Annotated in this window: 10 protein-coding genes; 7 read left to right on the top strand and 3 right to left on the bottom strand. The window is 38.6% G+C overall.

Annotated features, from left to right (window positions below; all coding sequences use genetic code 11):
- From NV379_RS25660 to NV379_RS25645, 4 genes are all read left to right on the top strand, one after another.
- Positions 1-414, top strand: a 414-nt coding sequence (locus NV379_RS25660) for a VOC family protein (protein ID WP_258210179.1), incomplete at its 5' end; no start/stop codon positions are given.
- Between the two features lie 329 nt (positions 415-743).
- Complete coding sequence (locus tag NV379_RS25655; RefSeq protein WP_258210178.1) at positions 744-1,160, top strand: VOC family protein; 417 nt, start codon at positions 744-746, stop codon at positions 1,158-1,160.
- Positions 1,161-1,306: 146 nt separating this feature from the next.
- Positions 1,307-1,651, top strand: a complete 345-nt coding sequence (locus tag NV379_RS25650; RefSeq protein WP_258210177.1) for a GNAT family N-acetyltransferase — start codon at positions 1,307-1,309, stop codon at positions 1,649-1,651.
- A 654-nt stretch (positions 1,652-2,305) separates the two neighbouring features.
- Positions 2,306-2,521 carry a hypothetical protein gene (locus NV379_RS25645; RefSeq protein WP_258210176.1) on the top strand — a complete coding sequence of 72 codons (216 nt, stop codon included), beginning with the start codon at positions 2,306-2,308 and terminating at the stop codon, positions 2,519-2,521.
- 52 nt (positions 2,522-2,573) lie between these two features.
- Here the strand turns inward: NV379_RS25645 and NV379_RS25640 are convergent, their stop codons facing one another.
- Positions 2,574-3,182 carry a TetR/AcrR family transcriptional regulator gene (locus NV379_RS25640; RefSeq protein ID WP_258210175.1) on the bottom strand — a complete coding sequence of 203 codons (609 nt, stop codon included), beginning with the start codon at positions 3,180-3,182 and terminating at the stop codon, positions 2,574-2,576.
- A 163-nt stretch (positions 3,183-3,345) separates the two neighbouring features.
- Between NV379_RS25640 and NV379_RS25635 the strand changes: the two genes are divergently transcribed.
- The 3 genes from NV379_RS25635 to xerS all read left to right on the top strand — a co-directional run bounded on the left by NV379_RS25635 (position 3,346) and on the right by xerS (position 7,377).
- Entirely contained in the window at positions 3,346-4,800 is a 1,455-nt protein-coding gene (locus tag NV379_RS25635; protein WP_258210174.1) for an MDR family MFS transporter, read from the top strand.
- Positions 4,801-5,423: 623 nt separating this feature from the next.
- Positions 5,424-6,209 carry a sugar phosphate isomerase/epimerase family protein gene (locus NV379_RS25630; protein ID WP_258210173.1) on the top strand — a complete coding sequence of 262 codons (786 nt, stop codon included), beginning with the start codon at positions 5,424-5,426 and terminating at the stop codon, positions 6,207-6,209.
- A gap of 124 nt (positions 6,210-6,333) precedes the next feature.
- A complete protein-coding gene (gene xerS / locus NV379_RS25625; protein ID WP_258210172.1) occupies positions 6,334-7,377 on the top strand; it encodes a tyrosine recombinase XerS in 1,044 nt (347 codons plus the stop codon).
- Between the two features lie 822 nt (positions 7,378-8,199).
- Here xerS and NV379_RS25620 read toward each other — a convergent pair.
- On the bottom strand, positions 8,200-8,685 hold the full coding sequence (locus tag NV379_RS25620; RefSeq protein WP_258210171.1) for a GyrI-like domain-containing protein: 486 nt from the start codon (positions 8,683-8,685) through the stop codon (positions 8,200-8,202).
- Positions 8,686-8,914: 229 nt separating this feature from the next.
- Positions 8,915-9,708, bottom strand: a 794-nt coding sequence (locus tag NV379_RS25615; RefSeq protein ID WP_258210170.1) for a DUF4367 domain-containing protein, incomplete at its 5' end; no start/stop codon positions are given.

The raw sequence follows: 9,708 nt of genomic DNA, 5'->3' as shown, positions 1-9,708 counted from the left end.
TGCTGTATTGTGGGAAAGAAGCAAATATTACCATTTAAAGGTGGTTTTTCAATGAGTGGACAAGTTATTGAACAGTTTGTTGATCGTATTGATGCAGTCTTTCTACCAGTGAAGAATCTTCAGGATTCGTTAGTGTGGTACCAATCTATGTTTGGGTTCGGTTTGCGTTGGAGCAACGAAAGAATGGCTGGTTTGGCAATAGCCCCTAACTGCGGATTTCATTTAGTCCAAATCTCAGATTTTGAACCAATTAATAAATACACCCCGTTCAATTTTGTTGTAAGAGATGTAGAAGAAGTAAGGGCTAAACTCGAGAAAAACGGAGTAGCAGTTTCAGAATTAAGGAATGGTGAGCCTAAACGTTTTGATCTCACTGATGATAACGGAAATATGATCAGTGTTATTCAATTGTAAATCAATATATTTTCTGTTGTTTTCTTCATACTTATCTTCTTACCTTATAATTTTATTCAACTAATGGAGAACTATAGCTTAATATATAACCTAAACACGGCTGCCGATCCATGTCGGCAGCCGTGTTGCGCTAACGGGCAGGATACTTCAATCGTTTCTCGAATATTTTCTGAGTTAGATAATTTCCTGAACTATGAGATGGGTTTTGAGACTTATTTTCATGATTCACACTTCCGAATCAAGCATATCGATGAATACCCGGATCGACTTTTGTCTAAATAAACGAAGGCATAATGACAACAAACCAATTTGACGATGAGGTGTTTAAAATGGCATTAATGTCCACATTCACGAGCTTCAATCTGCCTGTAAATAACGTAGAACAATCGAAGGCGTTCTTCATCGGACTCGGATTCGAGCTCAACCCGCAATTCCCTGATAATGAGAATTCAGTAGCCATCGTAATCGGCGACAACCTGCAGGTCATGCTGATTCATCAAGCATTCTTTAATACGCTCACGGAGAAGGAATCCGTCGATACGAGCAAGTATGCGCAGATGACGATCGCATTGGCCTTCGGGAGCCGGGAAAAGGTCGATGAAATAGTGAATACCGCGGTCTCCTTGGGCGGTAAATTGCACGCAGAACCTGAGGATCATGGGTTCATGTATCATTGGGGCTTCGTGGACTTGGACGGCCATCTGTGGGCAATTAACTACATGAATATGGATGCGGCACAAGGTTAAAGCTAACGGGATACTATAGCTTAATAGATAACTAAGACACGGCAATCGACATGGATTGGCAGCCGTGTTACTCTAACGGGCAGGATTGTTTATTCGATTCACGAATATCTACTACAAATATATCATCTCTGAAAGGTAGAACAATTATGAATGATAACTTACAAGAAGATTTGGTGATTTCAAAAGATTGGACTGAGAAAGAGACTAAGGATGATAAGGTTGTAGGTGGAATTATGTGCAATATGTTCATGTATTCTTTGTACATCGATGTATTATGGGTTGATGAAAAGTACAGAGGTCAGGATTATGGTTCAAAACTTATTGCAGGAGTTGAGGAAATAGCAAAGGAAAAGGGATGTATTTTGGTTGATACATGTACATATAGTTATCAAGCTCCTGAATTTTATGTTAAATGTGGATATGAGATATATGGTATTCTGGAAGGATTTCCAGACGGAATAAAGAAATATCATTTGAAAAAGGTTATTTAATATAGAACATTCGCCCCTCGATTCGTTCTGATTTTCATTAAGTTAACGGGACACTATAGCTTAATAAATAACTAAAACGCGGCTACCGGCATGGATCGGCAGCCGCGTTGCGCTATAGGGCTGGATAGGTTAATCGCTTCGCGAATATTCTTTATATGGAATTATAGCGTTGGTTACCAATCAAAATGGAGGTCTAAATATGAAATTCATCAAGAAATTCAGTTTTTGGTTACTGATATTATCTTTGATCATTTGCCTCTTTAATTTATCTGGGAACGATGATAAAAATATGCTTCTTTTTTAACTAGTCCTGTTTTATTATCGTTAAATTCTTGGCTGACTACTTTACATTACTCTTTGGAAAATAAACTCTTGTGGCAATTCGTACTCTATGGAATACATATATGTACCTGGTTGTTTACGGGTTTTTTGATAGATTGGCTGATCCATAGAAAAATAAACGAAGAATGACTGAGTAGCCAGATGACTATTACGCTAGCGGGCAGGTTAGTTCAATGATATGGTGTAGATACACTTCAATAGACCGACTTCACGTATCCGGGCTGCCATCGAGACAGTATATCTTACGTTTAAAGCTACTGTATTCCAAGCACTAATAATTGTCCACTGGCTTCGGCTGGAGGGCTTTTTGTCGTGTACTACTTAAATAACCATCCGGTAAATATAAGGGCGACGGAAGCACCGTACACTGTCAGCACTGGAGCGGTATTTTATTTCAAGGGAGTGATGGTGTGTGAACATTACAGACAAAGCAAGGATACAGATTTTCTGACGGCATCCCTAGCAAAATCTAAGGTATTTATCTGGAGCCAGGATCGCTGGCAACCGGTTCCTCCGGCAGATATTTGAGTTCAAAGTGTACATGAAAAAAACCGTCTGGCGTAAGCCTTACGGGTTTGAATTAGTTGAAAGGGAAATGTACATGCGCCGATCCGAGCCTTGAGATTTGGGAGAATAAAATAGCCATATCTATTGGTGATAGATCAAATTCCCGCTGAATCCAGAATTGAATGGTCCCCACGTAGGCTGAGGCCAGATAAGCAAACAAATACTGTTGTTTTGCAGGTATATCGGCTGCATTAGTCTGCCGATATTCTGCTCGATAGGCGTTAATGAACTGTTGATTTATTAATTCGGTCAACTGGCGTGAAAGATCTGTGTCACCTCCAGGGCCCAAGAATACTTTGAAAAAGCGTTTTTGCTCAAATACAAATTCGAATGGACGCACGTAACCTGCTGGTGGATCTTTAAAAGGCTCACGATTACCTAGCTTGTGGCCAAGTTTTTTTATGATCCGATGAAACTGTTCCAATATTTCATTTTTGAATTGTTCATAAAAATCTTGAATGCCTTGATAGTGCAAATAGAAGGTGCCTCTATTAAGTCCAGCTGTATCAGTCAGTTCTTTTACAGTAATGTTCTTTAATGGTTTTTCTGATGCCAAATCAAGCAAAACTTCTCTTAATAGAGTGCGGGTTCTCAGAATGCGTCGGTCAATTTTTTCAATCATTACAATTCTCCCTAATAAAAATGTAACTTTACTGATCATTTTGTGCTCAGCTGTTGATTAATGAACAGAAATATAAATTATGTCCATCGATTTTTGAGTGTTCTCATTATAATCAATAAGTAAAAGTTAATCAACACAATGTTCAGTAAAAAGGAGAGTCGTTATGATTACACACCAAGAAGTCCCAGAATCGTCTAAACAACTTAATGAGGTCCCTACACGAAGAACATTCATACTTGCGCTGATGGCTATTATCCCTGGCATGATGATGGTGATGATCGATAGCACTGCAATGAATGTAGCCATTCCCAGTTTGACCAGAGATTTTGGAGTTTCTTTTGACGCGTTACAGTGGGTGATTACTGGTTATATGCTAGCTATGTCCGTTACTATACCACTTGCAGGTTGGTTCTCGGACAGACTCGGAGCAGCGAAAGCTTATATCATAACAGTTATTTTATTTGTAATTGGATCGCTTCTATGTGCATTGGCTCAAAACGCTATGCAGTTGACTATTTTTAGGATTATTCAGGGGCTTGGAGGGGGGATGGTCCAACCTATTGGCATGGCTATGGTGTTTCGCCTTGCACCGGAGAATAAGAAAGGTCAGGTGATGGGCATGCTTGGCATTCCTATGCTGCTAGCGCCGGCTTCGGGACCCGTATTGTCTGGTTGGTTGTTAGAATCTAGTGGTTGGCATTGGATTTTTCTCATAAATCTTCCCTTGGGAATTATTACTGTTTATTTAGGAATACGACATTTATTTGATGAAAATTCTCTAAAAATTACGTCTTCCTTGGATAAAAGGCACCCCTTGGATATAATTGGATTATTTTTAGCTCCTATGGCTTTTGTTTTACTCGCTCTTAGCATTAATATTGATGCTGTCTCCTGGCTTGTTTGGCTAATGGGAGCAGCCGGTATCATATTACTGATTTGGTTATGGCTACATGAAATAAAACATCCACATCCAATCTTAGCGCTTCAAGCTTTCCGAGCAATCAGCTTTAGAAGAGGCATGTTTGTGAGTTGGATACAATACATCGCACTGAATGGATCACTCGTATTTATCCCACAGTATCTGCAAAATTTCAGAGGGTATAGCCCATCTCACGCCGGTCTGATTATGAGCATGCTTGCAATTACTTCCGGATTACTTATGCCGATCGGCGGGAAGATTTTTGATAGGGTGGGTATACGACCTCTTGCAGGCTCGGGTCTTGGAACGATTGCCTTGGGTTTAATGCTCCTCTCGCAAATTGGCCCGAACACAGGGGGAGTACTGATTGGGGGAATAGTAGGGTTGCTAGGAATTGGAATGGGACTTTGTATGATGTCTTTAAATACCTATATTCTTCAATCGGTTCCCGCGGAGCTGATCAGCCGAGTTACACCCTTAACCTCAGCAAGTTCCAATTTAATTATACCTATTGCGATTGCTGGCTTAAGCAACTTCCTGGCGATCCGAGCTACCGCGCGAACAATACAAGTAGGCGGTAATACATCTATGGCTGAGATGGCGGGTTATTCTGATACCTTCATACTTACGGCTTGCATTGCTTTATTCGGAGCATTGTTCAGTCTACTGCTCAAGCCTAAACCCAGGAATAGATTTTAATGATATTGCTTAATTAAGTATCAATAACAGATGATACTAAAAATTCCTGCTCGGCTTGTGTCAGCTGGGTTATTAAAATATTTATACGATAAATTATGTAAATACCGGTATCCGTAGCATGTTAGACTTTGGTCCCTAGTAGATACTTGCGGGGCCGGAGGTTCAATTCCCTTCACCAGCATTTTTACAAAGTCGATAGTGGCGGGGTTTCGGAATCGGGCCTTATCAAAACATAATGACAAGATCTTGATATCAAGTCCGACTGATGACAAGAACTTTGTTACATTCCCGATATGATCGGCAGTAGGCAAGTTAAAAAGATTCCCAATGTTGTTAAGCTAACGGGCAGGTTAGTGCGAATGATGCAAACTCCGTTAAGGGGCAGTTGAGGTCAACCCTTCTAAGGAGTATCTAGTTGATAGACTCTACTTCAAAAAAATGAGATATATAAAGATAAACAAAGATCTCATTTTCTGAAAATCCCATAATCAGGCATCATAGGACGAATGTACGTTTCTATTCAGAAAGCGAACGTGCGTTTTTAAGGTTTGCCAATTAATCAATAGTATAATAGCATTGCTTCACAAGAACTAATTATCGGGAAACGAGGAGGATTATTTACTATGAGTTTATCAGGGAATCGGCTTATGTTTACCATTTATGATTGGTTTGGCTATGAATTACCGATTAAAGATCGTTATCAGTTAATAAAAGAAGCCGGATTTGACGGTGTTTTAATGTGGTGGAGTGATGGCTTTGGCCGAGGCGATTACCGTAGCGGACCGCAAATTGCGCGGTACGCGGGTCTATTTATTGAAAATATCCACACGCCAATCCAAAACGAAAACAACCTCTGGCTTGACAATTTGGACGGTGAATCCTTAACCGATAGCTATTTGCAATGTGTTGCGGATTGCGCTGAATTTGAGATTCCGACAATGGTGGTGCACCTACCTAACGAAAACCATCCATATAACGCCTTAGGACTGAATAGAGTCAAGAGAATTGCAGAAAAAGCTGAACAGCTTGGTGTCAATGTTGCGATGGAGAATTTACGGAACTTTACTAATTTGTCATATGTGCTGGAGCAAGTCGATTCCCTGCGTATCGGATTCTGTTATGACAGCGGACATCACTACAGCCACTATCCAAACGATGATTTATTATCCATGTACGGTTCCCGGTTAATGGCGCTACATTTACATGATAATAACGGAAGTTATGCCCAACACGGGATACCCTTTGACGGCACGATTGATTGGTCTACAACCATGAAAAAAATTGCGGAAACGAATTATTCAGGCGCGACTGCAATAGAGGCCATGAATTGGGATTATGAGAATTTATCGGCTAAAGAGTTTTTACATAAAGCGTTTGAACGAGCAAAAAGGCTGGAAGCATTACGCTAACTGGGAACGATAGCTCAACGAAAAAAGGAATAGTTTGCCGCGGCAGCTGTTTCTTGTTTTTATTATGCTAACGTGCAGGATTATGAAAATTGCTTGAAGAATTAAGAGGCTGAAGTGGTAAATCATGATCCGTATAGATGAAAAGTTAGAAAATCTCCCCTGGTACATAACCGAGTTTATTGATACCCGAAAAAGGAAGCTATCACCCACAACACTTCTTAATTATTGTCATGATTACATTATCTTCTTTGATTGGTTGGTTATAGAGAATTTTTCAGGAACTAATCGTAAAGAAATTGATCTGCTGGCCTTAGAAAAGCTAACTATTCGTGAAGTTGAGAGCTTTTTGTCATACTTAGAATATAGACTTGGAAATACAAAAATAACTATTAATCGTAAATTGTCCTCATTAAAATCACTCTTTGATTATTTGCAGAACAAAGCAGAAACATCTGAATTAACCCCCTACATCCATCGAAATGTATTGGCAAAAATGGAATTGAATACTGTAAAAAAAAGTCAAGAAACATTAGCCAATCGTATAGAGGGTAAAATACTTAGAGAAGATGAGTTTGAATTATTCAGACAATTTATAGCTTATGATTTTGGCGAAAAGTACAAAGATAACACAAGGATTTGCAAATATCATACATTAAATCGAGAGCGAGACGCTGCTATTATATCGTTAATTCTTGGTTCTGGGTTAAGACTTTCTGAAGTAGCAGGTATTAACATGGACGATCTTGACTTAAATAAAGGATTGGTTCGTGTAATACGAAAGGGTAGTAAAGAACAATACGTATACTTCAGTAATCAAGCCAAGATAGATCTTGAAATATATTTGCAAATAAGAAGTTCTAGATATAATCCAGATAAATCTGATGCTTTTTTATTTATTGCTGCACGAGTTGGTCGTAAAGGTTCTAACAGGCGATTGACACAAAGATCCATTGAGAAGTTACTTGAGAAATACGCTACAGCATTCGGAAAACCAACTCTCACAGTGCATTCCTTGAGACATTCATTTGCTACACGGTATCATTTAGAAAACAATGATGTCCCAAGATTAAAAAATCAATTAGGGCATTCATCGATTCAAACAACAATGATATACACGCATTTAACAGACGAAGAGATGAGAGTAGCAGTGAATAATATGGATAAATGACAATAAAGCACTAGAAAAAGATCTTGAAGTTAGCGAAACAACACAGACTGTACGTTATGCAACAACATTTGGTTCAATAATACTGTACGTTAAGCAACCATATTTGATTCAATAAATGCAATCCATGTTGATGCAAGAGTAACAAAACCCTTAAATATGCACGTTATGCAACAACATTTGGTTCAAAAAACTGTATGTTATGCAACTAGGTTTGATTCATTAAATTCAATACGTTTTGACGCAAGAGTATCAGAATCATGAAAATGTACGTTATGCAACAACATTTGGTTCCTATATGCAACTAGATTTGGTTCAACGTACAAATGAAAAAAATAATAGCTGAAATCCCGCGTTGCTACGCGGTTCTTTTCAGACATCCGCACAAAATCCGTATTTTGTACATATGTCTATAAATCAATTAACTGCTATTCTCATCTCTACGTCTGTTGTTGTCTAGCGACATAAATGTTCCTACATTAATGACATAATTTTACCTACATTACTATTAAAGATGAAGAACTTCCCCCAACATTGGCAACATATCAAAAAATAAAATTGTTAAGATATATCTAAAAGTTTTTAATTATTTATTCGTTCGATTTCATCTAACGTCTTATTCACGAACTTCGTAATTAGTTCCATATGTAGTGTATTCGCGAAACTTTTCAACTATCCTGCCCGTTAGTTGAGAAAAGGCTGCCAAATGGCAGCCTAAAACATTTGAACTATCGTGTCCCGTTAGCGGAATAAATATAGACATTCATGCCAAAACGTAGAAAGACCCACAAATGGTGGTTTGCATGGTCATTCCTCTTTCATCGACTATTGCCCTTCAATTGGCGTATAAATCTCTAACTCACTTTCAGGTGAAGTCGGATTAAATCTTTCGTCCATCAACTCCACTACCCAACCTTTAGTATGTTTGTAACCATTCTCATCAATCCAACGGTTAAGAGAACCATAAGCTTTACCTATTTTCCAAATCTCACCTTTGTGCGTATAGACAGCATATGTGCACACAGGAGTGGTCTGGCTTACCATTCCTTGTGGAATAGAACCAATCTCTGTGACTTGAGCGGTTGTATAGTAGGTTCCAAGGTTGTCGGGTGCATAATTACCTGGTTCGTATAGAGCCAATTTTTCACCAGTTCGATTTTGGATTTCCTCCATACGACTTATTAAAGATTCAAATGATTGTGGAATTACGGTTGGGTATTCTGAATACTTCGCTTCATGCCTTGTTCCAACTGCTGAGAATCCTCTTTTGACCACTCTACACGTGTTATCTTTGACGCCTAGTTCGCTCATTTCGTTTCTCCTTTCGGTTTCTGAATCGTTTAAAAAGGTATAAAATAACATTTCGATTACTATCCATATTTTACCTGCTGAAGCACATTTGATTTCAATAAAATTATTTGATTAAACTGCCAGTTAGCGCAACGCGGCTGACGATCTATGCCGGCAGCCGCGTATTAATTAAGCTATAGTTCTCGTTAGTTGAATAGTGGCAGCCATAAAGATAAGACGCTAAAAATACTCAATCTGAGAGAATGCTTTTTGTAATTTTCAACAGTTCACTTTTGCTTGCAGTCGTACTACTCAAGACAAAATGAGCTGTTCTCTCATTCTCTTGTTTAGCCCACAGCAGTGATTTCTCCTGCGTATTCTCGTCAACATAATAATAAGTGTCCACATCATTGATAACCGTTTTAGCATCCGATGATGGAGAACTAAGGAAAAATTTCGTTTCTTCCTTTCCTGATGTGAAGTAACTTGTATAGTTTACTTCATGCTTACGATTCGAATAAGTAATTATAATGGAGCTTGGTTGATTTCCAATTTTCTGAGTATAGTAACCAAGCTCTTGTCCATTTGAAGCTGTACCAAAAATCATCTCCCCTTTTTTACCGGATCCAATCGCAGGGTTCATATAAATTGATGCTTCTTTAAATTGGTATCCTTCTGAGAGATTAGGCTGAATTTGATTCGATTTGAATGGAGCCGCAAGCGCCTTTATAAATTGACTTATATCAGTGTATTTATATGGCGAAGTGACATGCATGACCTGATCTGTTTTTTTGTTCAGAATATCATCTTTACTACCAAAATAGACTGTAGCTGATTCTCCAGGAGAAATCTTATTCCTGATTTCTTCGAGTGCTTGTTGATACTCAGGTAAGACTTTACTATCTGTTGATCTTACCTCTATAACAACGTTTCCATTTTTGTCTTTTAACTCGATCCATTTTGTTGTCGCGTAGGTGAATCCGCAGAGCAATCCCACGATCACGATAACGAATGCAGTTCGTTTAAAAACATTAGGTTTTAAAT

It is taken from the genome of Paenibacillus radicibacter (assembly GCF_024721995.1).
Lineage (GTDB): Bacteria > Bacillota > Bacilli > Paenibacillales > NBRC-103111 > Paenibacillus_AM > Paenibacillus_AM radicibacter.
Note: the sequence above shows the minus strand (reverse complement) of the source record. Positions and strands in the feature narration are given on the sequence as shown.